The sequence below is a fragment of the Arthrobacter sp. lap29 genome, assembly GCF_032458965.1.
In the GTDB taxonomy this organism is placed as follows: Bacteria; Actinomycetota; Actinomycetes; order Actinomycetales; family Micrococcaceae; genus Specibacter; species Specibacter psychrochitiniphilus.
In genome coordinates, this window is record NZ_JAUCEK010000001.1 from 18747 (window position 1) to 44361 (window position 25615).

Here is a 25615-nt window from a genome sequence, read left to right on the forward strand (position 1 = left end):
TTCTGGGGATAGCCCTTGGCTGACCAGAGCAGAGTGGAGTGTTGAGTCTCCGTAACATTGGGCCGAGGCGTTGAATGTAATGCCGGTCACTCTATAGAGTGTTATCCATAACAAGTAGAGTGCAGGGATCACTGGGTGGCTCAGCGGTATTTTCGCTGACTACGGAGCGGGAACTGTCCCAAAAAGGGTGGATTAATGGCTCAGAACAATGAACGGCACAGGAGAAATTCTGCGCAAAAACACAGGTCGGGTTATTGGCGCGGTACACTCGCAACAATGACAGCGCTGGCCATCATGTCCTCGACTGCCGTGGGCCTTGCCACTACGGCATCGGCCGCTCCGGGGGATGCCAGCACGCTCTCACTGAGCAATGGCCAAGGTCTGAACGTTGCCGTGGGCGATGCCTTTCCTCAGGTGGTTTCCTACACTCTTGATGGAAAAGTCATTGGTGGGCAGAGCAAGCCGCTAGCAACCTTCTTGGTTAATGGCCAGTCTAAAACGGCCACCACCACTGTGAGCGTCACTGGAGCTACCGCCACCTACGTCTCCACCATTGCAGATCCGGCGCTTGTCATCACCTCGACCATTACTGTTACGGCAGCCAACACGGTTGAATTCAAGGTCATAAAGGTCACGGGCGCCGGCGAAGCTACCCTAAATACTCTGTCCATTCCAGGCCACTCCGTCCTCTCAGTCAGCTCCACCGAGTCCGGCGCCACCTTGGCCCGGACGGAGAACACGGACGACACCACCACCAACAAGGACAAAATCCTGTCCGTCACCGCAGGTAGTCCGGTAGATGCCGCCGCGGTTGGAACACCCTACGGTTTTGTCAACACCTCCGATCTGGCCGCAGGCATCATCACTAACGCCACGGAAGATTCAGGCAACAACGAGTGGAACAAGCGCCTGTTATCGGAGATTCAGAACGGCGCGGCAGGGGCAAAGGTAGCCTCACTCTCACCTGGCACCTTCACCTACCACCCCGTCGGCGCCACGGACCCCCGCGTGTCCACCTTTGATTTGCCGCAGGCCACTGTAGTTCTTGCCGGTGATGTGAATGCTTCCGGTTCTGTGGACTGGCAGGATGCAGCCATTGCCTTCCGCAAGAACTCTGAAAAGCCCTTGGGCTCAGATAAAATTCCTGACAGGGTAGTCTCCCGCATCCCCTTTAACTTCGGTAGTGCAGCCACCAACCCCTTCCTGAAGACCTTGGATAACGTCAAACGTTTCTCCATGGCTACTGACAACCTCGGGCAGTGGATTTTGGAAAAGGGATACCAAAGTGAGGGCCACGATGCAGCTCACCCCGACTACGGTAATGACATCAATACCCGAGCCGGTGGCGCAGGAGACTTCAACACCCTGGTCAATGAGGGCTCAAACTATAATGCCGAGTTTGGTGTTCACGTCAACGCCACAGAGGCCTACGCGCAGGCACAGTATTTCAACGAAGAGCTCATTGGCACCCGTCGCGGAGGCTGGGATTGGCTCAACAGCGCGTACCTCATCGACATGCCTCATGACCTCGGATCGGGCAACGTCCTTGACCGCTTTCAGGAGCTGAAGGACACCGTTCCCGGAGTCAAGAGTCTCTACATAGACGCCTACCTGGAAAGCGGGGCGATGGCCGATGGTTTAGCCAATAACCTGCAGAAGATGGGCTATGAAATCACTACCGAGTATGCCTCGCGTTTTGAAAACAACTCCATTTGGTCCCACTGGGCCAATGACAAAAACTATGGTGGAAATCAGGGCATCAGCTCACAGATGATCCGCTTCATCGCCAACTCAGACCGCGACTTGTGGAACATTGATCCGCTGCTCGGTGGCCAGGTAGTCAAGGACTATGAAGGCTGGTCAGGCCAGAAGGACTTTAACGCCACCTATTCCAAGGTATGGAGTGATAACCTTCCCACCAAGTTCCTCCAGCACTACGAACTCACACAGTGGAATGCTGGTACCTCGGCCAAGCTCGAAGACTCTGACGGGCACAAGGTAGCCATTGACATGGTGGGCGGTGTCCGCAAGGTCACCCTCGACGGAAAGCTTGTCATTGACGGCAACAAATACCTGATCCCGTGGCAAGATGTAGCGGATCCGGACACCGTCTCAAATCCCAATAAGGCCACCAAGCTCTACCACTACAACGCTGCGGGAGGAACTGCCACGTTCGATCTCCCCGCCACTTTTGCTGGCAACACCAACCTTGAACTGTTCAAGCTCACGGACAACGGCCGGGTCAAAGTCTCCGACGTTGCCGCAGCTGCCGGTAAGGTCACGCTGACCGCAGAAGCAGGCACCGCTTACGTACTGGTTCCGGTTGGCGGCAAGGCTCCCCAGCCTGCAGCTAACTACGGTGCAGATTCAGGACTCGTTGACCCCGGTTTCAATACCGGAAACCTGAGCGCCTGGGGTGCCACAGGTGGCGCACAGGCCCAGCGCACAGCGATCGGTGACAATGTAGCGGTGCTGGGGGACTCGGCGTCGTCCATTTCCCAGACCGTGACCGGACTGACTGCGGGCAAAAAGTACACAGTCAGCGCCAACATTGAGATTGAGCAGGGCAAACGCCGTGCAACAACGCTGAAGGCAACCGGCTCAGGGCTATCCGCGGAGAACTCCTTCGCGATCACCCCGGCACAGAACCGCATGGCCTCTGATTCCAAGAGCGAAACGTACTCACAGCGGGCCCCGCTGACCTTCACCGCCCCGGCCAACGGTACGGTGAAGATTGAGGTTTCTGCCGCAGCAGGTGCCGCCAAGGTAACCATCGACGACGTCCGCGTCATGACCGATGCGCCGTTGAACACGCTCATGACCAAGCCGCTGGCTATTGTCCCCACTACGTTGCCGGCCATCGGTGGCAATGTGGTCTTCACTGAGGATTTCGAAGGCAATCAGCCCGGTTGGGGCCCGTTCTTCAAGGGCAACAACGGCGGGCTCTCAGATCCGCAGACGAGCATCAGCCAGCTCCATGCACCGTTCACTCAGAAGGCATGGAAGGGTACAGGCCAGGTTGATGACGTCATCACCGAAAAGGGCGGCACTCACTCACTCAAGGCTCACAACGAGCGTGCAGGCCTGATTTACCGTTCGACTCCTGTAACTTTGCCGTTCGCGTTTGGGCATGAATACGAGATCACCTTTGACTACCAGTCCAACGGTGCCTCGCAATGGCAGTGGGTGACGGGCGCAGATGAGATGACCGGATCCGCTGTTATCTCAAAGGAAATCAATAAAGTTACGCTTACTCCTGCCCTTGCGACGACGAGTTTCTCCAGCAAGTTTGTAGCTGGCTGCGACTCCGCATGGGTTGGACTGCGCCGCATTGGCAGCGGATCAACAGACATGGTGATGGACAACATGGTGGTACGGGACCTTGGCCCCGCCGCCAACCAGCCCGGTTGCGCCACTATTAAGGTTGGCGCGTTGCCAGCACTTAGCCCCCAGGTACCTGCCGAGATTGTTACGACCTTCACTAATACTGAAGCAACTGCTGCCACCAACGTTGAATTGAGCCTGGGCACCCCGCCGGCAGGCTGGACGTTCTTGGTCAAGAACCAGAACGGAAACCTTTTCGATTCGGTAGCTGAGGGTGCAAGCGTATCCACCACCTGGGTTGTCGTTCCGGCCGCTAACGCTGGCGGTACCTCAACGCCTGTGACGGCAGCGGCCGTGTACTTCAACGAGAACATCACCAAGCATGTCTCCGAGCAGATCTCCCTTCCGGTGCAGTCAACCGGCATGGTTCCGCTGAACAAGCTCAAGGTGACCACGGACTCCCAGCAGGCGGCAACAGGCGCCGAAGGCCCCGTCAGTAATGTCCTTGACGGAAATGTTTCCACCATCTGGCACTCCAAATACGACACTGCCAGCAGTCCGTACCCGCACTCGGTGGTGTTTGACCTTTCCGAGGACTACACCCTGACAGGCGTTGGGTTCCAAGGCCGCCAGGATGGTGGAGACAATGGTCGCATCAAGGACTACAAGCTCTATGTATCTAACGACGGCGTCACCTGGGGCACCGCTGTTGCCTCGGGAAGCCTGACTACCGGTGTGCAAATGCAGCTTCTGCCCATCCCGGCAGGAAAGACTGCACGCTACGTCAAGTTTGAGGGCCTCAACGCCCACAACGGTTTGGGCTTTGCCGCAGCCGCAGAAATGCGTGTCTACGGGACCAATGGTGAGGAGCCTGTCATCACCCCGCCGGTTGGTTTTGAACCTGGCGAACGTGAAGCAGATGTCAGTGAAGCGGCTGCATTGAGCCCAGCCCTTGGAGAAGGCACCGGGGCTTTGCACCCGGGCAGCGCCTTCACCGTGACTGTACCGGACCTCAAACCGGGCAGTGATGTCACGTTCGCACTGGAATCGGGCAGCGCTGCTGCATTGAGTCTTGCTCCTGGCGACTCTGAGCAGGCCACGGCCGATGCGGACGGCAATGCTGTGCTGAAGACTCGTATTCCAGCTGAGAGTGCTCTGGGTGACTACACCTTACGAGTCAACGGAACCAACCCGGCCGGTCAAGCCGCTACCGGATCACTGGATATCACGGTTGTAGCAGCAGAAGTCACCGAGCCGCCCACAACGGAACCGACTAAGCCGCCCACAACGGAACCGACTAAGCCGGGAACGACTGAGCCGACTAAGCCGGGAACGACTGAGCCGACTAAGCCGGGAACGACTGCCACCGCGGCGTCGACCGCCACTGCAACGTCGACAGCTACCGATTCAGGTGACGATCTGGCGAGCACGGGTAGTAACGCTGCCGTACTGGCTTCCTTCGCGGCACTTCTGCTCCTGGCTGGCGGGTTGGTTGTGGGACTGCGCCAGCGTGGCCGTGGACGCAGGATCGGGTAGGCCCATAGGCTAAGCCGCAAAACTCAGAAGGGCCCTGCGCCACCGTATATACGGTGGCGCAGGGCCCTTCTGCGTTGGTCGCAACAAGGATTTTGGTGAGAGACCTACCAACCGCGATAGACAGTTCTTGGGTGTGGGGTAGGCGCTCGTGGCCCATCTCAATATCCTGTGACTAACCGGCATCGGTGACGATCAAGGCTTCCATGCCGGCACATCTTTGGTGCCGGCGGCGTGGACTGTCACGCTGCATTCAGGGGCGGTGCTTGGGGTCCCTGCAATGGCGGGCTGGAGCACTTCCACGGTGACAGTAAGTTGGCTTGACCACGTTTGGGGAGAATCAGGAACCAGTCGTTATGGCCTGGTCTATTTTTAGTTGAAGTACGTCAGGATAGATCTCAGGGTAGTTCCTGACTGTGCTCTGGTTGGACCGACGTCTCGCCGGTTGCCCACACCCGGGGCCCCGCAAGCAGTGTGAGGCAGACCCTGTGTCCACTACTTGCGGAGAACCCCAAATCTAGGTCAGTAGGGTCGCGGTGTGCACGAATGCGGACACCTGCGGCGCAGCCCAACCGGGGGAGTATTCACTGCACAAGTTCAGCGGCATGAGCCACTTGATGAGGGCGGTGCGGAGGTAGTTGTTAAGTTCGGAGGCCTGTCGACAGGCCTCCGAACTTAACAACTACCTCCGCACACCGGAAAGTCACCCAGCCAGCAGAAACTATCGAAAGAATAATGCAAGCTAACGGCTAACTACCTCGCCTTGATACCGCTTGACTTGAAACCTTCCAGCACCGACTTTTAGCCGTGCTTGAAGTGGCTGGCGCCAGCAAACATCAGTGGATGATTGCAAGAGCACATCAAGCTGCAAAACTGCTTGGCTATGTCTTTTGGAACCACGGGGTGGAAGCTCTAAGAGCATAAAAATAGTGCGAGTCCCGATGACACATGTCATCGGGACCCGCACTATTCTAATGCCGCCTAAACCCGAAGGTTAGGCGTGTGAGGACTTCCGCTTGCGGCGGCTGATCAGCGTAAACGCACCAGCCACAACCAACAACAGTCCGCCCAAGAGGAACGGCGTAGTACCTGCACCGGTGGAGGCGAGGTCGTCATTGTTGGAATTGCCTGCTTGCGTGCTGCTGGTGGAGCTAGCAGCAGCTACCACGGTCAACTTGACACTTGCTTCGGCGGCTTCACCGTTGCTGCCCAGTCCCGTGATGATAACGGTGTGAACGCCCGGGGTAACAGTGGAAGGCAGCGTGACCTTGAGGGAAACGATTCCTTCGCTGTTTGCAATTGCGGTGCCCAAAACAATGGGATCCGAATGCAGTGTGAAGGTGGCCGTGCTGCCTGGCTTGAAGTTACTGCCCGTAATGGTCAGTTCCTCGCCCGGGGCCACCGATGCATCACTCAAAACTGCTGTGGGTGCACCGTCTGCGGGTGTAGAAGGATCTACTGTCGGCTCCGTGGTGGTTGTGGGCACCGTGGTGGCTGTGGGCTCAACCGAGGGGCTGGCCGTTACCGTCGGGTCGGCAGTGGGATCCGTTGTCGGGTCCGTGGTGGCTGTGGGCTCAACCGAGGGTGAGGCCGTTACCGTCGGATCCGTGGTGGGATCCGTTGTCGGGTCCGTGGTGGCTGTGGGCTCAACCGAGGGTGAGGCCGTTACCGTGGGCTCAACCGAGGGTGACGCCGTTACTGTGGGCTCGGTGGTGGGTTCCGTTGTCGGGTCCGTGGTGGGCTCAGTGGTGCCCGGGAGGACACCGCCAATGTTTACTTCTGCACCGCCACCGAAGTTATTGCCTTCAACGGAGTTCAGACCAACCAGCTTCACGTAACGGCCAACCTTGTTCCCGGCAATGTCAATGACCTGCGGACGGCTCACGTCCAAGAATGAACCGCTGGCTACCTTGGTGCCAAAATCGGTGGTGTTCTCGGATACATAGAGTTCGTAGTCCTTGAACTTGCCGTTGGTGTTTGACTGGCGCTGAGTGTACTCAAAGCCCGTCACGTCGTAGTTTTTGCCCAGGTCAAAGACCACTGAGTGTGGGAAATTACCGGCAGGGCTTGACCACTTGGTGTGCCAGAAAGTTTCTTTCTTGCCATCAAGGAGCGCCGCAGCAGGTCCGTTGGGGGCTGTTTCACCCGTCAGTTCCTCGGAGGATACTGAGGCGATCTTGATCTCGCTCTGCGTGATTTTGTTCGTCAGTGGAACCATATTTGATTCGACGTTCAATGTGGTGCTGGCAGTGCGCTCACCTTGAGTGGCCGTGAGGGTGTTCTTGCCGCCATAAGTGCTCGGGTACACCGGCATCTGCAGTGTTACCTTGCCTTCGGCATCAGGAAGGACGGTACCAACCTTGTTGCCGCCCAGGTTGAGAGTCACATATTCACCAGGAACGAACCCTGTCAAAGTGGTCAGGGCCCGGTAACCGGCACGAACAGTGGCTGCTGTTGTGGACAACGTTGGGGTCTGAGTCGAATCCCAAACATAGGGGAGCTTGGGATCTGCCGTACCAGCAGCAACAACCACGGTGAACTGTGCGGTTGTGCCGTTGGAAGCGGTCAGCGTTCCGGTGAAGGTCCCTGCGCTCGCATAACTGTGGGTGCCCTGCAGCTGGTAAAGGCTGCCAGCGGACATGTGGTTACGGGCTGTGTTAGCCGTAAAGGTTGCCGGGGTGGCGGCTGAGCCATCGCCCCAGTTGACACTTACGCCCAAGTTCCCCAAGATGCTCGAGGCGCTCACGCCGTCGGCGTCATCAACAGCATCGACAGCAATAGTGGCGCCATCGGCAGAAGCCTTGGTGCCGGGGGCTGCCAGCTGGCCAACGTCAAGCTTCAGGCTCTTGCCGGGGGAGACTGCCACCGGCAAGCCTGCCATGGCGGGGGTCCACTTGGCTTGGTTGCCGTCATAGAAGTTGGTGTCGGCAGCCAGCAAGCGCGAACCCATGGAGGCCATGCGGACCTTGAAGTCATTGACGTTTCGCTTTGCCTGAGGCGTCCAGCCAACTTCAGCGAAGGAAATTACGCGCGGGAAGACCATGAATTCAGTCTGCTTGCCGCCACGAATGGTCTCGGACCACTGCGGGGCTTCAACGCCCAGGATGGCTGAATCGGGGAGATTGGTGGTGCCATCTTTGACGACAGCAGCCGGATTCCAGTCGTAGTACTTGGGGAAGTCGCCCATGCCGGCCCACGTCAGGCCAATCGGGGTTTTGGCGTTGTACTTCATGTCCAGGTACGCCGTGGAGCCATTGGAAACCATGAGCTTGGCGCCCTTGTCCTTGATGGCCCTCAGCGTGTCGGCGGTGCCGCCGGTCCAGTACTGAATGCCGTCCCCGGCCTCCAGACCACCAATGGCGACCTCGTTCCAACCAATGGGCTTCTTATCCAAATCGTGGATGAGCTTCACTGCCTTGGTGATGAACTCCACGTAGTTGTCGTGGCCCGTCACATGGGACTCGTCGCCACCAATGTGGATGTATTCGCTGGTGGTCATCTCGGCGATCTGGCCGAAGACGTGTTCCAGGAACGTCCAGGTCTGCGGGGCAGCAACATCCAAGGTGGACGTACCAACGTTGCCGGTTCCATCTTCGGGAACAACGCCCCACTCGTCAACGTTCGGCTTCGTTCCAGCGGTGTTGAGCTGCGGAATGGCGTGCAGAATGGCCGAGGTGTGGCCGGGGACGTCAATCTCAGGAATGATCTCAATGTGGCGATCGGCGGCGTAGGCTACCAAGTCCTTGTATTCAGCTTGGGTGTAGAAGCCAGTGTTACCCAAGAGGTCCATGTAGGTGCGGTTGAACTGAGTCATGCCGCCCTTGCCGGAAATCTCAGTCAGCTGGTTGTAGTCGATGTCATCGCCAGCTACTTTGCCCTCATTGGTGATCTCGATGCGCCAGCCCTGATCATCTGCGAGGTGCATATGCAGTGTGGAGATCTTGTAGGAAGCCAGCGAATCAATGATGGCCTTGACTTCGTCAGGGTTCTTGAATTCGCGGGCGACATCTAGCATCATGCCGCGCTTGTCGAAGCGGGGGGCATCGGAGATTTCCACGGCAGGAGCCGTCCAAGTGGCGTTGACCTTGGTTTTGGACTCAATGAATGCCGGGAAAAGTTGACGCAGTGTCTGGACACCGTTGAAGATGCCATCGTCGGTGGCTGCGGTGATCTTGGCACCTGTGAGCGCGTCGACGCTGAGCGTGTATGCCTCCGCCTGGAGCTGAGCACCCAGATTAGGGATGTCACCAGGGGTCTGGAGCAATACGATGTCATCGGCATCGCCGGTGCTGCCATTCACTACCGGCAGGGCCAGACCTGTGGAGGTGCGGAAGAGCTCGGCCAGGAAGGAGGCACTCTTCGCGGTCACGGCGTTGTTGGCCACGATGCGTGAACCTGCGCCCAGCTTGAACGGCGCCTCGTCAGGTGTTTCCATATTGACCGGCAACGGGATCAGGTTGACGGGCTCTGACACAGGTGCTGGAGTGGCGACTTCTTCGCCATCCCAGACCTCAAACTCCCACAAGGAGATGCCGTATTTCTGGCCCCCAATGAGGGTGCGCTCAATGCCTTGCATACGAACATACTGGTACGCGTTGGCGGCAACACCGGCTTTGAGCTTCTGCACGTCGCGCGTGTTGCATGTTGGGGCGATTACGTCGGTGGCATCCACAAAAGTGATGCCGTCGGTTGAGACCTGCAGCTTGTACTTCGCAGCACAAGCCTTTTCCCACACGATGGCCACGTGATCAATGACAGTAGGGGCGGCTAGCTTCACAGTGATGTTGGCGCTGTCAGCGGTGTTGGAAGACCAGCGTGACTGCTGTGCATTGGGCTTGGTGCTGTCGGTATCTCCGTCAATGACCAGAGCGGGGCCCCACTGGCCGGCTACTTCCTGGCCGGAGGCGCTGACGGTTGCCCCGGCTGAAGCCAGTGCAATGTTTTGGGCGGGAGCTGCCGGGACGCCCCACACTTCCATTTCAAAGAGGGAGATGCCCCACTTGTTTCCCGCGATGGGAGTACGGGCGATGCCCTGCATGCGCACAAACTGGTACTTTGTGCCAGCCAGGGAAGACTTGATGGTCTGGGTGTCGGGCGTCTCCGGGGCGCAGTTGGCGCGGGAGATCACGTCCGTGGCATCTACAAAGCTCACGCCGTCAGTGGAGACCTGCAGCTTGTACTGGGCTGCGCATGCCTTCTCCCACTTGATGACAATCTTGTCAATTGCGGCAGGTTTGGCCAGTTTCACCGTCAACTGTGCAGTGTCGGAGTGCTCTGAGGACCACCGGGTGGTGTCGCCGCCGTCGATGGCAAGGTCGGGGCCGTTGCTCCCGACGGATTCGTCACCGGAGGAGGTGACGGTTGCACCGGCGGAAGCCAGAGCGAGATTAGTTGATACGGGGTCGCCCGGGGCAGCCAGCGCGGGCGGTGCCGCCATTGACAGCAGCATGGCAGGTGCCACCACCGCCATGGCCAGAGTCTTTTTCCACATGGAACGCACGAGTTCATCCTTCGCTGAATTTTGGAGATACAGGTCACACGTGACCCATGTTATCCATAGCAATGGTAAAGCGAAAGAGTGTGACCGGCCTCGTGGAGAGCAACGCCGCACGCGTGCGTTGATTAACTAGCAGACTTAGGGAAGTGAGGGTTTCTATCCTATGAAAATATGTCATTGCTACCGCCTTGGGAAAACTGAAAATTGCCGAAATTTAGCGCAGTAATGCAAAAAAACACGTTGTCCTCGATGAAAAAGGAGGACAACGTGTCGTGTGAAAGACAATTTCATAACGAGGTTAGAAACTTGAAATAGATTATTACAACGTTACGGTTGCGGAGTCAAAATCCAGCCGGGGAAGGCGCTGGCGATCGATAACACCGCTGGGCTTGCCCAAGTTCACCACCATGAATGCGCTACAAGAGGTATTTGCATTAAAGTGGGCGTCAACTCCTGAGGCATCGAATCCTGTCATGGGTCCTGCCGCAAGGCCTGCTGCACGCGCAGCAAGAATGAAGTACCCGGCCTGCATATGCGCATTGGTAACTGCCATGGTATTGCGGCTATCAAGGTTTTTTTCAAAGGTGGGAGCCATTGAGGCCATGTGCGGCGTGGTGCGCTCAAGCAGGTTGTGCCATTCGTTGGTGTAGCTCAGAACGGCAACCATGGGGGCGGCGAGGGTCTTGACTTTATTGCCCTCATTCATGTGCTCAACCAATTGCGCGCGGGCTTCACTGGATCGGATCCAGGCGATGCGTAACGGCTGAATGTTCATGGCAGTAGGGCCCATTTTGGTCAGCGTATAGACGGCCTGCAGCGTCTCGTCGCTGATCTGTTCATCAGCCCAGCTGTTGGCCGTGCGAGCCTCCAAAAAGAGGGCCGCTGCAGCATCACTGTCTAGGATGAGTTCGCTGTCCAGGTCGAATTCGCGGGTTATCTCGATGGTCATGATGCAACTTTCTGTGGGGAAAATGTTCTCATTTGGATTTAGCGTTGCTGGAGCGGGTTTTGTTTCCAGAAACGGCGTGAAGTTAACCACAGGGCGTTGCCTCAGAGCTCGGGGCAGCTCCAAAGTGAGCGTCGCAACAATTTCTCTGATGAGGCGGGGCGTGCCATGATGCATTCACTGGCTAACGCAAAGGAGCGGCAGGGACATGAGCGCATGGACAATCCGGGATTTTCATTCACAAGATGTTGAAGGCATCCTTGCCCTGTGGCAGTCGCTGCGTGAGAGTGATGTGGCGCCTGTCTATGATCTTTCCGAAGTTCTTGCTTCCTGCGAGAAGGACCATGCCGTGGTGGCGGTACAAGGCGAACAGGTCATTGGCGCCGCGGTTGCCAGGGCCGCTCACGATCAAGGCTGGATCGTTTTCCTAGCCACCGTGCCGAGCTTCCGTGGGCGCGGCATTGGCACCATGCTTCTGGCCGCTGTGGAGAACCGGATGGAAGCCCATGGCCTGAATAAACTCTCCGCACTCATGCCTGAGACCCAAACGCGGGTAGAGGCTTTCACCAACCGAGGGTTCGTGGTGAAGAAGAATCTGCGCTACTTTGAACGGCGGATCCCGGTCCAGCGGGCAGAGCGCGGCGCACTGGACGAGCTTGGCGGAAGGGTTCTGCCACGGGACCTCTGGGACCGTGTTGCGGGCATGACGGCAGAGAAGGAATTACTTGAGCGAAGGCTTGTTCTGCCTTTGGCAGAGCCGGAGCTTGCGGAGGAATTCGGAGTGGTGCCGCCGCGCGCCGTCGTTCTTTTTGGTCCTCCAGGAACGGGAAAAACCACCTTTGCCAAGGCCATTGCGTCCCGTCTTGAATGGCCTTTTGTGGAAGTCTTTCCGTCCCGGCTGGCAGGGGAGCCCGGCGGCTTGGCCGGTGCCCTGCGCCAGACGTTCCTGGAAATTGCGGAGTTGGAGCACGTAGTTGTGTTCATCGATGAGGTGGAAGAGATCGCCTCGCGGCGGTCCGGCGAGCCGCCGTCGCCCATGCAGGGTGTCACCAATGAGCTGCTGAAAATTATTCCGGCGTTCCGCGACCAGCCTGGTCGGCTGCTGGTGTGTGCAACCAACTTCATCCGCTCGCTGGATTCCGCGTTCCTGCGCCACGGCCGTTTCGATTACGTGATCCCCATCGGACTCCCTGATGAGGCGGCTCGCTCTGCTATGTGGAACCGCTTCATTCCGGCCCATGTGGTGGCGGAGATTGACGTACAGGCGCTGGTGGGGGCCAGCGCCGGATTCTCCCCGGCTGACATTGAGTTCGCTGCCCGCAGCGCCTCCCAGCGAGCGCTGGAGAAGGCCATGGCCGACGGCGCGCCACTCACCGGCCGCCGTGGCCCGGTGACAGAGAACTACCTAGAAACCATTGGTGAGACCACGGCCACCGTCAGTGATGCCGTGGCTGAAAGCTTCCTTGATGACATCGCAGCACTGGCTAGGACCTAAGCGGCACAGGTCACCACAGCACAGCCTTAGCAGGCACAGCCCGGACTAAAGCCAGGTCTTCTTTTTGAAGATGAGATACATGACAAGGCCCACCAGGAACATCAAGGCCAGGGCAAAGGGGTAGCCCAGGCTCCAGTGAAGCTCCGGCATGTTCTCAAAGTTCATGCCGTACACCGATCCCACAAAGGAGGGGGCAAATAAGATGGCGGCCCAGGATGAGATCTTCTTCATCTGCTGATTTTCGGCTGCGCTGGCTTCATTTTGACGGTTGGTGGTCAGGGTCCCGTCCACGATCAGGGCATTTTGCAGGAGATCACGGAAGGAGTCGGCCTGGGCGGTGACAATTTCAATGTGGTCTTCTATATCGCGCAGAAAGCGCTGCAGCTCAACGTTGACGTGGTATTTCTCGAATCCGTTTTTGAGTTTTTCCAGCATGCCCCGCAGTGGGTGGATGGCGCGCTGGAATTGGGTGACTTCCCGGGACAGTTGATAAATGCGCCGTGAGACGTGGGGGTCGCCGGAAAAAAGCTGGTCCTCAATCTCGTCGATATCGTTTTCCAGACCCTGGACTACGGGCTTGTAGTCATCCACAACCTGGTCCAAGATGGCGTACAGCACGGCTTCGGGACCTTGCGCCAGTAAATCCGGATCTGACTCGAGCCGGGATCTGGTTGAAGCCAGTCCTGGTGTTTCGGCATGGCGGATGGTGATGACAAAGTCTTTGCCGGTAAAAATGTGAAGCTCACCGAACTCCACAGCCTCGGTCTCATCAAAGTATCTGGCGGGCCGTAGCACGGTGAAGAGGACGTCGTCGTACCGTTCCAGTTTGGGCCGCTGATGGGCTTTGATCGCATCTTCTACAGCCAGCTCGTGTAGCGAAAATTCTGCAGCGAGCGATTGCATCTCAGCTGCGTCGGGACGGAAAATGCCTATCCAGGCCATGCCGTCGCAAGAATCCATAACCTCGTAGGTCTGATCTAGGCTGTTGGGATTGGCAAAGCGCAAGCCGTCAACGTATACGGCGTTATCAATAATGCTCACCTGCCTATTATGGGTGAGGTGAGCGGTAAAAGTGTTCCGAAGCTAGTTCAACGGACCCGCGTGGCCGGGCATGTGTTTGAACACCAAGGTGGTCTCAGTATGACCAACAACGGGGTCGGTGGTGAGGTTATCCAGAACCCAGTCACGCAGAGAGTCGGTGTCTCGGACGGCAATATGCAGCAGATAATCTACGGAACCAGAGGTGTGGAACGTCGAGAGCACCTCGGGAAGCTGCGGGACCCGCGCTGTAAAGGTGTCAATCTGGTCCCGGTCATGAGCGCGCAGCCTAACGGCTATGAGGGCCTGCACGGATCTACCAATCGAGGCGAGGTTCAGCTTCGCTTCAAAGCCTTCGATGGCGCCACGTTCCATGAGGGCCCGGGTGCGCATCAGGGCTGTGGACGGGGCAATTCCCACGGCGTCGGCAAGGTCCCGGTTAGTGATCCTGGCATCCGCCACTAGCGTGTCAATGATCTGCCGGTCGACGGCGTCCAAGGGTTCCGCATGGAGACCCGCCTGAGCCGTGTCGCGCCGAACGTTCTTCGCGTTTGATGCCATGGGATCCTCCAAGGTATGCGTGGCTGTCGGAAATGTCGGCAAAAATGCCGTCCGTAAGTTCGCCATTCTAGCAAATTCCCGAACAATTGGGCTATCAGCCCAGCTGTAGCGCAGCCCGGCGCCGGCCCAGCGTAAGCATCAGCCCGGCGCCGGAGTGGGGTGGGCAGCGGTGCGGCCGCTGGTGGCGCCTATTCACTCGAGGTTCGTGGAGATAATTAGAGTTCGTGCAGAAAACTTCCCACTACCGCGGCTGCGGGCCCGCTCTGCGCCGATTTCCAACCGATCCCGGCCCAGAGGTTCACAGCGCGGGGATCTTGCGCGGCGGCAGCAGCGCTGCGCAGGGGCGCGGTCAGGAAGTGAACCTCGGGATAAGCCTCAGGTGCGCAGGCGGTGTGCTCACGGACAAACTCGTTGACCAGCGCCCTGGCCGGCTTGCCGGTAAAGGACCGTGTCATGGCGGTTTCGGTGTAGAACGGGTCTGCCAAGGCATCCTTGTGGAGCTGCCGGGCGCCACTCTCATCGGTGCGGATGAGAGCAGTTCCAATTGCCACCGCAACAGCTCCGGCGGCCAAAGCGGCTTTGGCATCAGAGGGGCCGCTGACGCCGCCCGCGCCTACCAACGGCAAGCTCACAGCCGCCCCGATTGCGGCAACCAGCTGGGCCAGCGTACCGCTGGCATCGGGTGGCGTCGCTTTTGACGGCAGGAAAGCGGCGGTGTGCCCACCCGCACCTGCGTGCTGAACAATCAGAGCATCCACACCCGTAGCGCCAGCCGCGAGAGCCTCAGCCACGTTCGTCACGGAGGCAGCCACCCGGGTGCCAACCTTGTGCAAGCTGGCCACCACTTCGTTGGACGCCAGGCCAAAAGTGAAACTGACCAGCGGAACTGGATCTGCCAAGAGCAGGGCCATCTTCTCGGTCCAATAGTCTTGCACTTTGTCCTCATCCGGTGCCACGGCGGGCAACTGCGCCCCGTAGCGCTGTGCGGTGGAGCGCAGGGAGGTCCGGTACGCGGAAAGAGCAGCCACGCCACGTGCACTCAAGGGATCATCCCGGGGAACAAATAAGTTCACACCAAAGTCAAGTCCTGTGGCCCGCAAGGGGGCAATATGTGCGGCGAGCTGGTCAGCAGTCTTATAGCCTCCGGCGGCGAAGGCAAAGGCGCCAGCACCTTGGGCAGCCAAGGCGAGTTCCGTCGTCGTGGTTCCGCCAGCCATGGGTGCGGCAATCAAGGGTGTGATGAACATGGCATTAGTCTAGGTGTGTGGACAAAAACCCCTTGAACTTTTCCTCTGCCCCATCGCGCTTTGTTGGGCTGGACATTGGCGGCTCGAAAACGCGAGGCATCGTCTGGACGGACGGCATTATCAGTAGTGACGCCAGCGTAGGCAGCACCAACGTTCAGAATGTTAGCCGGGAAACCGCCGTAGAGAACATGGCAGCATTGTTCGCCGCACTGGATGTGGACGGGGCGAGCCGGCTCCTTGCCGGTGCTGGGGGTGTTGATACGGACAGCGATGCCCGCGCACTCAGGGAACTCATTGCTCCTTTTGTGCCGGGTGCCCAGATTGACGTGGTGCATGACACCCGGCTGTTGCTGGCGGCGGCAGGCCTGAGCTTCGGAGTTGCCGTGATTGCCGGGACAGGCTCCGCCGCTTGGGGGATCAACGAGGCAGGAGAGCAAGCCCGCGCTGGTGGGTGGGGCTACCTGCTGGGGGATGAGGGAAGCGGATACTGGTTGGCACGCGAGGCTGTCAGGTACAGCCTGCGGCGCATGGACGCAGGCAAGGACGTCGATGCGCTGACGGCCGGGCTGCTCAAGTATTGCGGACTGAGCGAGCCCCAATCACTCATTGCCCATTTCCATCAGGGTACAACCAGGCGCTATTGGGCGGCTGCCTCACCGGTGATCTTCGCGGCAGCGCAAAGCGGCCATGAACACGCACTGGAACTGGTGGACCGTGCAGGATCAGATTTGGCCGGGTTGGCAGCCGAAGTTGCCACGGCGCTGAACCTGACGGGCCCGCTTGTGCTGGGCAGCGGCTTAGGCAGCAATGTGCCAGCCTTGCAAGCCGCAGTCGCCTCCCACGCAGCTTCGCGGGGGATGGGTGAGGTGCAAATTTTGCGCCAAGATCCCATTTTTGGCATCCCACTCCTGATCGCGCAGGGCAGGAACTAGCGCGGGCCTGGCCTTGGGTGCGGGCCCGGCCTGCGGCTCGCACAGGACAGGAACTAGCGCAGACCCGGAGCGCTCAAACTTGGGGCCTTCTAGCCGGCCGGCGGTGGTGCGGTGCTTGCCCGCACAATGAGTGTGGGTTTGAGGATGTCCTGACTGCTGACCGCTTCTGGATTAGTGATCTGGGCAACGAGCCGTTGCACAGCGCGCCGGCCCGTATCTTCAAAGGACTGACGGATGGTAGTTAGTGGCGGGTTTGAAAATTCGGCCAGGTCAATATCATCAATGCCTACCACTGAGACGTCTTCGGGAATGCGCCGGCCAAGTTCGCTCAGCGCCCGGATAACACCAAAGGCCATTTCATCGCTCGCCACAAGAATTGCTGTGACCTCGGGCATCCGCCCCAAAATTAGTCCATTGCGGTAGCCGGACTCCGGGCTCCAGTCTCCGTGCAACTCCGGGGGAACTTCCCGGCCGGCCTCTTGGAGCGTTCGTCGCCAGCTCTGCAGGCGGCTTGAAGCGTCAGACCAGTCAGCAGGTCCGGCCACATGCCAAACCGTCTTGTGTCCCAACTCCAACAGGTGCCGGGTTGCCAGGACTGCTGCCATGTCCTGATCAACGCCAACCATGCGATCGCCCATCCCGGAGGATCCGTCAGTGTTGACGGTGGGGATTCTTGCCGTGATTTTTTCCACCGTCTCCACGGCTTCTTGGAGCGGTGCGGCAATGATGATGCCGTCCACTCCTTGGGAAACCAGGCGGCTCACCGCGTCGATGACGCTTTGTGCACTCAGGCTGGACGTCACCGAGTTCACGGTGTAGCCAGCTTCGCGGGCTCCCAGTTCAACACCCAGCGAGAGCGATGAGCGTGAGTAATTATTGGTAGCCAAGGTCAGAACGCCAATGGTCTTTGACCGCCCTGTAACCAAGGCCCGGGCGGTGTAGTTCCTTCGGTAGCCCAGCTCGTCAACAACGGCCATTACCCGCCGGCGTGTGCTTTCTTGAACGTTGGGATGCTCATTGAGCACCCGGGATACCGTCTGCGCGGACACGCCCGCTGCTGCCGCGACGTCTCGCATTGCCGGACCGCGCTCAAATTGATGGGTGCTCATGGATTTCCTTGGGGTGGGGAAGCTGGCAGCCAGCGTGGAGCATTAGCTTCGGTTTGTCTGCAAGCCTAGTTGTTATCATGTAACATAGCTTGGATTCAGCTGGCGATGGCGTTTCGTGATTCATGAATCGGGTTTGATCGGCTTAAATTGTTATCCATAACAGAGTTGTTTTTTCTGTGACGGATCCTTAGTGCCAGGAGTTTAGTTGTCCACGTTCATGACCTCGTCAGAGATGGCCGGTAGTTCGGAAGCCACTTTGGTAGAAGAGAACTTCCCGCCTGCGAGGCCAGCGCCCGCATTGAGCTACTCGGCTCGCTTGCTCTTCAAATATGGACAGCCTCACCGCATTATTGCCGGCGCCATCCACTACTTCAGGATTCATCCGGAACAATGGCAAGACAGAATTGACCGGCTGGTTGCCATGGGTATCAACACCTTGGACACCTACGTTGCATGGAACTTCCACCAGCCCTATGAGGATGTGGCCCCGGACTTCACCGGCTGGAAAGACCTCGCCAAATTCATCACGTTAGCTGGCGAATCCGGACTTGATGTCATAGTGCGTCCCGGCCCCTACATCTGTGCCGAATGGGACAATGGCGGATTCCCCTCATGGGCGGTTTCTGATCCCGAGATGGTGTTGCGTTCTTCTGATCCCTTGTTCACCGGCGTTGTGGAGAAGTGGTTTGATCAGTTGCTGCCCATCATTGAGCCGTTGCAAGCGTGCCATGGCGGGCCGGTAGTGGCGGTCCAGATTGAAAACGAATACGGCAGCTACGGTGATGACAAAGAGTACCTGCGCTGGAACCGTAAGGCGTTGCTGGACCGCGGCATCACGGAAATTCTTTTCACGGCCGACGGCGGCACCGACTACTACCTTGACGGCGGCTCCCTGCCTGACACTTGGGCAACGGCAACGTTAGGCTCCCGTGGCGAGGAAGCGGATGCTGTATGGCAGCGCAGGCGTCCCGGCGAGCCCTTCTTCAACGTCGAATTTTGGAACGGTTGGTTTGACCACTGGGGAGAGGATCACCACACACGCGGAGGCGTGGATGCGGCTGCCGAGGCTAAAAAGATCCTTGATCTTGACGGTTCCATCTGCCTGTACATGGCACATGGTGGCACAAACTTTGGGCTGACCTCCGGGGCAAACCATGATGGAGCCATCCAGCCCACTGTCACCAGCTACGACTCTGATGCGCCAATCGCTGAAGATGGCCGGCTGACAGAGAAGTTTTATGCAATGCGGGAAGCATTTTTCGCCGCATCGGGGCGTGAACTGACACCCATCCCCGTGCACTTGGAACGGCCGGGCGCTGTGATCCCCGCCTGCACCTTCGAGCTGACCCGCGGCACAGCATTGCTAGATTTTGTGCGTGCCATCAAACCCGTCCACAGCATCAAACCCATGTCCTTTGAAAAACTCGGACTGGACCGCGGGTTGGTCCACTACAGTGCCAAGGCCGTTCTGCCCGTGGGTGAGGCCACCATTAAGATCCGTGACTTGCACGACCGCGCCTATGTGTGGGTGGACGGGAAATACCAAGGAGTTCTGACCGACGCTACTTGCGAAGAAGGCGTCAAAGTTACCACTGCAGGAGGCCTGGCAGCAGTGGAAATTTTGGTGGAGAACCAGGGGCGTATCAATTACGGACCCTTCTTCGGGCAGGGTAAGGGCATCCTGGATGGTGTTTTGATCAATCAGCGTTACATCTTCCAATGGGACCAGCGCCCAGTGAACTTGGAAAAGCCACTCTCAGAATTGCTCCAGGTAGGTACGGCGGAGGACAGTTCAGATAACCCGGAAAGCCCCAATTCTTCCGGCACCAAGGAAAACCCTGCCACGGACGGGTCCGCGGCCACTGATGGCGCCGGGGCTGGATATTTCCACGGTGAACTGCGGATCGAGAAAGCTGCTGATACGTATCTTTCCCTGCCCGGCTTCGGCAAGGGTGTGGTCTGGGTCAATGGCTTCTTGCTGGGCCGCTTCTGGGAAGTGGGACCGCAAGTGACACTGTATGTTCCGGCGCCACTGCTGAAAGCTGGTGCCAACAAGATCACAGTGCTTGAGTTCGAACATGGTGGAACCCATGCGGAACTTCACGAGGAACCCAATTTGGGCCTTATCGGGGTAACGTATGTTGAGGATTTGGGGTGAGACCCAGTTAGCAGCAGTCAATCTAGCAGGGAGTAACAGGTGCGCAAGAGGCTGATTGCCACGTTGAGTGCGTGCCTTCTGCTCGGGACGCTGACAGCGTGCACTCCTGAACCGATTGTGAGCGTCCCAAGCGCCTCGATGAGCACTGATGTGCCAGCACTGCGGATTGAGCCACTGATCTCACCCTCTGGTGTAAATGCCCAAGAGGGTGAACTGGTGGGTCATGCGTATGCGGCGGCGCTCAAGGCTGCAGGAATTAAAGCTGAGGTGGGGACAACCCCGGGGTCGGCCCAGGATGCATGGTCCAACTTGATAGCTGGCAGCATAGACATTGTCCCGGCTTACTCGCGCGAGCTCTTGTCTGCAGCCGTTCCAAGTGTTGCTCCAGAGACTCCTGCGGACGTTCTGAGCGCCTTGCAAGAAGTCCTGCCGGAGAGCATCAGCGTGTTGGATCCGGCCAAGGCCATTGTCGGTGACAGCTTGGTGGTCACGGCGGAAACGGCAGAAAAATACCAGCTCAAAACCATTGCGGACCTTACCAAAGTTTGCAACAAATTGCTGCTGGGAGGCACCGCCGACTTTCAAAACAGCGGCCGGGGACTGGTAGGTTTGGGCACCGATTACAACTGCGTGCCGAAAAAGTTTGTGGTGTTAAAACCGCTTTTTGACGGCAGTCGTGATGACGTCTTGTGGGCGTTGCTAAGAGATGACATTCAAGTGGCGGATATCCATATTTCTGCACCGGCCATTGACGATAACTCGCTAGTGGTGCTCACTGACACCAAAAAACTGTTCTTGGAACAAAATATTGTGCCGCTGGTCAGCAATTCCAAGGTTTCCGCTGCCGCCCAGGGGATTCTGAATAAGGTCAGTGCCGCGCTGACCACGGACGAGCTGGCGAATCTCAACAGGCTCGCGCAGGACCGCCACTTCGCCAATTCATCTGAAGCAGCTGCCGCGTGGCTGATTCAAGTGGGCTTGGTAAAAGCAGGCTCCTGACGCCGGACCAACAGGCCACTTGATTGGCATTGGCCCGCCCGCCGCGTTGGTTCCAGCGGAAAAGCGGGGCCTGGATGTGCCATATTGGTTAAATGGCAGAATTTACCCAATCCACCAAGCTTCACAACGTTCTCTACGACATCCGTGGACCTCTGCTGGCGAAAGCCCAGCAGATGGAATCTGAAGGTCACCGGATACTGAAATTGAACATCGGTAACCCGGCTCCCTTTGGATTCGAAGCTCCCGATGCCATCTTGGTGGACATGATCCGCCATCTACCCCACGCCCAGGGGTACACGGATTCCCGCGGAATATTCTCCGCCCGTACCGCGGTAGTGCAGTACTACCAGACGCGTGGTATTCAGAACATTCATGTAGATGACGTTTACCTTGGAAACGGGGTGAGTGAACTCATCACGCTCTCCCTAATGGCATTGTTGAATAACGGTGATGAGGTGTTGATTCCTACCCCGGACTATCCGCTGTGGACGGCCTCCGTAAGCCTTGCAGGTGGCCGGCCGGTTCACTACCTGTGTGATGAGTCCAATGAGTGGTGGCCGGACCTTGAGGATTTGGCGTCAAAAATTACGCCAAGGACCAAAGGCCTTGTCATTATCAACCCCAACAACCCCACCGGAGCGGTGTATCCGGCACACATTGTTCAGGGCATGGTTGATCTGGCGCGCAAACATGATCTGGTGGTGTTCTCTGACGAAATCTACGAGAAGATCCTCTATGACGACGCCGTCCACATCAATACGGCCAGCCTCACCGGAGACGATGTTTTGTGCATGACCTTCAGTGGTTTGTCCAAGGCGTACCGGATCTGTGGGTACCGTTCAGGCTGGTTGGCGATCTCCGGACCGAAGGCGGCTGCCGCGGACTATCTGGAAGGCATTAACTTGCTGGCCAACATGCGCTTGTGCGCCAACGCGCCAGGTCAGCATGCCATCCAAACAGCGCTAGGTGGTCATCAGAGCATCACGGATTTGATCTTGCCCGGCGGGAGGCTGCGCGACCAGCGAGATCTGGCCTACCGTATGCTCAATGATATTCCGGGAGTTTCCGTCAACCAGGCCAAGGGCGCACTGTATTTGTTCCCCAAGCTTGACCCGGAGGTTTACCCCATCAAGAATGATGAGAAGTTCGCTTTGGACCTATTGGAGTCACAAAAGATCCTCATCTCTCACGGGCGGGCGTTCAACTGGACCCAGCCAGATCATTTCCGCCTCGTCACACTACCCAATGTCTTGGATTTAGAAGAAGCCATTGGGCGGATTGCTGAGTTCCTGAGCACGTACAAACCCTAGGAAAGGCCCACCGTGTCCCTACCGCTTGGTTTTACCGATCACCCCTCCGAGCTCTTGCGCGTGGGAGCAGGTTTCACCCTGGCGCAGCAGCCCACCAATGTGGCCCCGGGCTTCACCGGAAACAAGTCCGAGGGCGCCGCAACCCTATCCGAGCGGGCGCCAGTTTTAGCGCAGCTTCAAGAGCAGCTCTTTGCTGAGAGCCGTTTTGGCGGGAAAAAATCGGCACTGCTGATTTTGCAGGCAATGGACACAGCTGGCAAGGGCGGTATTGTTGGCAGGTTGGTGGGTGCAGTGGACCCGCAGGGCGTTAAGCTCACCACCTTCAAGTCGCCCACGGAGGAAGAAGCTGCCCACGATTTCCTGTGGCGTGTGCTCCCTGCGGCGCCCGGGCCAGGGATGTTGGGAGTCTTCGATCGGTCCCACTATGAGGATGTGCTCATTCACCGGGTTCATGGTTGGGCTGACGCAGCTGAGCTGGAACGCCGTTATAGCGCCATCAATGACTTTGAGGCGAAATTGGCGGCAGCGGGTACCACCGTGGTGAAGATAATGCTCAACGTCAGTCCAGAGGAGCAACTACAACGTCTCTCTGCCCGGCTGCACGATCCAACCAAGTACTGGAAATACAGCCCCACGGATCTCGATGAGCGCGCTCACTGGCCCGCCTATATGGCTGCCTACCAAAAGGTTTTTGAGAAGACGAGCACGGAAATAGCACCCTGGTACGTGGTCCCGGCTGATAAGAAATGGTATGCCCGCATTGCTGTTCAAGAAATCCTGATCAAGGCACTGGGCGGGTTGAATCTGCAATGGCCGGCTGGCGATTTCGACTTGGAAGTAGAACGGGCCCGGTTGAAGCACGCCTAATCCGGGTGGCCCGGGAATATCTGCGCTCGCAGCAGACCACCCGGGCTATCCCCATTACTGGTTATCGGATCGAGCTGCGTCCAGGCGGGCTTTGGCGCCTTCTAACCACTCTTCACAACGTTGAGCCAAGGCTTCGCCACGCTCCCACAGGGCCAAAGAGTCTTCCAAACTGGAACTTCCGGCTTCGAGTTGGTTGACAACTCCCATAAGTTGCTCACGGGCCTGCTCATAGCTGAGGGCTGCAATGTCTGCGTTCTGCGCGGGTGCTGCTGCGGGGCTCATGTCTGATCCTCTGTAAGTGTGGTGGCTAAATCTGTTGTGGCTACTGCCGTTGGGGCTACCTCGTGGGTGGCGATGGGGCCGCTTCCTTGGGCAGTGAAATCTCCGCCGGCAACACGAACCTTCAATGGTGTGCCGTTGAAAACCTGTGCGGGAGATCTGACGATGCTCCGGTCCTCTAATTGGACTACCGCGTATCCCCGGTCAAGGGTTTTTTGGGGTGAGAGTGCCCGGACCTGAGCCCTCAAGTGCACCAGTTGGTCTGTGTGTCTGCCGACCTGGGTGCGCACGGCGGTCAAGGCCCGGCTGGACAGTGCGGCGACGTCGTCGGCCCGGGAATGCAACATTACGTGGGGGTTGGCCAGGACAGGGCGGGTGCGCAGATACGCCAACCGCTCAGTTTCACGCTCCAACAGCTCCCTAATGCGGCGGTTGAGCTGGGTGCGAGCCTGACCGAGGCGCTGCAATTCCTCACCCACGTCAGGCACGATTCGTTTGGCAGCATCAGTGGGGGTAGACGCCCGTAGATCAGCAACCTCGTCCAGGAGTGGGCGGTCGGCCTCGTGGCCGATGGCGCTAACCACCGGGGTCTTCGCGGCCGCAACAGCGCGAACCAGAGATTCGTGGCTAAACGGTAAAAGATCCTCTAAGGATCCGCCACCGCGGGCAATAACAATGACGTCAACCCGTGGGTCGTGATCGAGCTCTTCTAGGGCGGCGATGACGCCACTGACAGCGTTGACACCTTGGACCGCGACTTCACGCACCTCAAATTCAACAGCCGGCCAGCGCAGCGAGGCATTGCGCAGGACATCTTTCATGGCATCGGAGTTACGTCCCGTAATGAGACCGATCCGGTGGGGGAGAAGTGGCAGTGGCTTCTTCCTGCGTGGATCAAAGAGCCCCTCGGCGGCCAAGGCTTGACGCAGTTTTTCAATGCGGGCCAACAAATCGCCCAACCCAACGGGCCGGATGTCCATGCCTTGCATGGAGAGGCGGCCGGTCTTGATCCAAAAATCGGGTTTGAGCTGTGCCACCACGCGGGAGCCTCGCTCCAGCGGCGCTTCCAACCTACTCAGTACCGAACCCCACACAGTGACGCTCAGGGACACCTCTGCATCAATGTCACGCAACGTAAGGTAGCTGACATTGGCGCGCTTATTCAGTTCGATAACCTGCGCCTCAACCCATGTTGCGGGAGCCTTTTCAATGTGTGCCTTTAACTTCTGGCTCAGCATTTGCAAAGGCCATGGGTTCTCGGCAGTGGTCTGCGCAGCCGTAGGCGCAAGGACCTTTCGCTCCGGTGCTTCCGCCATGAGGTATCGCCTTACTTTTGTTCCGGGTGGCTGGTTCGGTCAGGCCCTGATGCTTGATACAACTGTATCTTCACGCACTGACACGGAAGCGCAGCTATCCACAGTCTTGCACTAGAATTGGCAGCTACCATCGGGATGAAAACGTAGCTTGGGGACCTCTAATGCGCAGTGCAGCTTCCGCTCTTCTTGTGATCGTAGCTCTGCTACTGGCCGCCGTTGCCGGCCCCGCCTTGTGGCTACAGCGCAACGTTGTTGACGGTCCAGGATTCACCCAATTGGCGGGTCCGCTGGGCAATAACAAGGACTTTCAAGAGGGCCTAACTGCCTTGGTGAGCGAACAAGCCACGGCTTCTTTAAACCTGCCACCGATGCTCAACGACCTTGCGGGGGCGCTGATCAAAACTGCCGCCCGGGCAATTTACACCGATCCCGGTTATGAGCAGGCTTGGACCGAGACTCTGCAACGCAGCCACAACCTCACCTTCGCTGCAGCTGGAAACAACGACATCGAGGGGGACCTAAAACTGGACATTGCCCCGCTGGTTCAGCTGGTGGCCGATAACGTCACCAAGAATATAGGCGTTCCGCTGCCAACACCCCAAGACGTGGTGGTAACTGCGGATCAGCCCAAGGTAGCCCAGGTACTGCCCATAATGACCATCCTCGGAGCATGGTCGGGATGGCTGGCACTCATCGCAGCAGTCCTTTTTGTCTTGGGCGTGGTGGTCGCCAAGCGGCGTGCATTGACGCTCATTCTTGGGGGTGTAGGGCTGGCGATCGTTGCCCTGCTGTGGCTGATGGGTTCGGGGTTTGTGGAGAGCACCTTGGCCGGACTGGCAGTGGGCCCGGAAGTTGCACAACAGTTTGGGCGTGAACTGGGAGCACTGGCACGGGATAGCTGGCAGGGCGGTATAACAGCCACACTTATTGCAGCTGGGGTGTTGGCTGTGTGCGGTGGTGCAGCTCTCATAATTAAGCGCTCGCGCACCACGTAGGATGATGGG

16 protein-coding genes are annotated in these 25615 nt (G+C 58.2%); 8 read left to right on the top strand and 8 right to left on the bottom strand.

Annotated features, from left to right (window positions below; translation table 11 throughout):
* Positions 1-276: 276 nt before the first annotated feature.
* Complete coding sequence (locus RY113_RS00085) at positions 277-4860, top strand: endo-alpha-N-acetylgalactosaminidase family protein (RefSeq protein ID WP_315912867.1); 4584 nt, start codon at positions 277-279, stop codon at positions 4858-4860.
* Positions 4861-5851: 991 nt separating this feature from the next.
* On the opposite strand, the gene RY113_RS00090 is transcribed toward RY113_RS00085, so the two are convergent.
* Positions 5852-10348: a family 20 glycosylhydrolase gene (locus RY113_RS00090; RefSeq protein WP_315913321.1), complete on the bottom strand. Its 4497-nt coding sequence runs from the start codon at positions 10346-10348 to the stop codon at positions 5852-5854.
* A 325-nt stretch (positions 10349-10673) separates the two neighbouring features.
* Entirely contained in the window at positions 10674-11303 is a 630-nt protein-coding gene (locus RY113_RS00095; protein ID WP_315912868.1) for a malonic semialdehyde reductase, read from the bottom strand.
* A gap of 205 nt (positions 11304-11508) precedes the next feature.
* Between RY113_RS00095 and RY113_RS00100 the strand changes: the two genes are divergently transcribed.
* A complete protein-coding gene (locus tag RY113_RS00100; protein ID WP_315912869.1) occupies positions 11509-12795 on the top strand; it encodes a GNAT family N-acetyltransferase in 1287 nt (428 codons plus the stop codon).
* A 45-nt stretch (positions 12796-12840) separates the two neighbouring features.
* Here the strand turns inward: RY113_RS00100 and corA are convergent, their stop codons facing one another.
* The 3 genes from corA to RY113_RS00115 form a co-directional block, all read right to left on the bottom strand.
* Complete coding sequence (gene corA, locus RY113_RS00105; RefSeq protein ID WP_110107260.1) at positions 12841-13836, bottom strand: magnesium/cobalt transporter CorA; 996 nt, start codon at positions 13834-13836, stop codon at positions 12841-12843.
* A 42-nt stretch (positions 13837-13878) separates the two neighbouring features.
* The gene (locus RY113_RS00110) at positions 13879-14394 is read right to left on the bottom strand and encodes an Lrp/AsnC family transcriptional regulator (RefSeq protein WP_315912870.1); all 516 of its coding nucleotides are present in this window, start codon (positions 14392-14394) and stop codon (positions 13879-13881) included.
* A gap of 215 nt (positions 14395-14609) precedes the next feature.
* A complete protein-coding gene (locus tag RY113_RS00115) occupies positions 14610-15641 on the bottom strand; it encodes a nitronate monooxygenase (RefSeq protein WP_315912871.1) in 1032 nt (343 codons plus the stop codon).
* Between the two features lie 17 nt (positions 15642-15658).
* Here RY113_RS00115 and RY113_RS00120 point away from each other — a divergent pair, with 17 nt between their 5' ends.
* Complete coding sequence (locus RY113_RS00120; protein WP_315912872.1) at positions 15659-16573, top strand: BadF/BadG/BcrA/BcrD ATPase family protein; 915 nt, start codon at positions 15659-15661, stop codon at positions 16571-16573.
* 89 nt (positions 16574-16662) lie between these two features.
* Here RY113_RS00120 and RY113_RS00125 read toward each other — a convergent pair whose 3' ends face one another.
* On the bottom strand, positions 16663-17682 hold the full coding sequence (locus tag RY113_RS00125; protein WP_245932280.1) for a LacI family DNA-binding transcriptional regulator: 1020 nt from the start codon (positions 17680-17682) through the stop codon (positions 16663-16665).
* 205 nt (positions 17683-17887) lie between these two features.
* Between RY113_RS00125 and RY113_RS00130 the strand changes: the two genes are divergently transcribed.
* From RY113_RS00130 to RY113_RS00145, 4 genes are all read left to right on the top strand, one after another.
* A complete protein-coding gene (locus RY113_RS00130) occupies positions 17888-19840 on the top strand; it encodes a beta-galactosidase (RefSeq protein ID WP_315912873.1) in 1953 nt (650 codons plus the stop codon).
* 39 nt (positions 19841-19879) lie between these two features.
* Entirely contained in the window at positions 19880-20839 is a 960-nt protein-coding gene (locus RY113_RS00135; protein ID WP_146213078.1) for an ABC transporter substrate-binding protein, read from the top strand.
* A gap of 92 nt (positions 20840-20931) precedes the next feature.
* The gene (locus tag RY113_RS00140; RefSeq protein ID WP_315912874.1) at positions 20932-22149 is read left to right on the top strand and encodes a pyridoxal phosphate-dependent aminotransferase; all 1218 of its coding nucleotides are present in this window, start codon (positions 20932-20934) and stop codon (positions 22147-22149) included.
* Positions 22150-22161: 12 nt separating this feature from the next.
* On the top strand, positions 22162-23016 hold the full coding sequence (locus RY113_RS00145; protein WP_315912875.1) for a PPK2 family polyphosphate kinase: 855 nt from the start codon (positions 22162-22164) through the stop codon (positions 23014-23016).
* Positions 23017-23070: 54 nt separating this feature from the next.
* Here the strand turns inward: RY113_RS00145 and RY113_RS00150 are convergent, their stop codons facing one another.
* Together RY113_RS00150 and xseA are read right to left on the bottom strand one after the other, a co-directional pair.
* The gene (locus RY113_RS00150; protein WP_110107254.1) at positions 23071-23298 is read right to left on the bottom strand and encodes an exodeoxyribonuclease VII small subunit; all 228 of its coding nucleotides are present in this window, start codon (positions 23296-23298) and stop codon (positions 23071-23073) included.
* A complete protein-coding gene (xseA, locus tag RY113_RS00155) occupies positions 23295-24611 on the bottom strand; it encodes an exodeoxyribonuclease VII large subunit (protein WP_110107253.1) in 1317 nt (438 codons plus the stop codon). The genes RY113_RS00150 and xseA overlap by 4 nt, the downstream gene beginning before the upstream one ends.
* Positions 24612-24772: 161 nt before the next feature.
* Here xseA and RY113_RS00160 point away from each other — a divergent pair, with 161 nt between their 5' ends.
* Positions 24773-25606 carry a hypothetical protein gene (locus tag RY113_RS00160; RefSeq protein ID WP_315912876.1) on the top strand — a complete coding sequence of 278 codons (834 nt, stop codon included), beginning with the start codon at positions 24773-24775 and terminating at the stop codon, positions 25604-25606.
* Positions 25607-25615 lie beyond the last annotated feature (9 nt).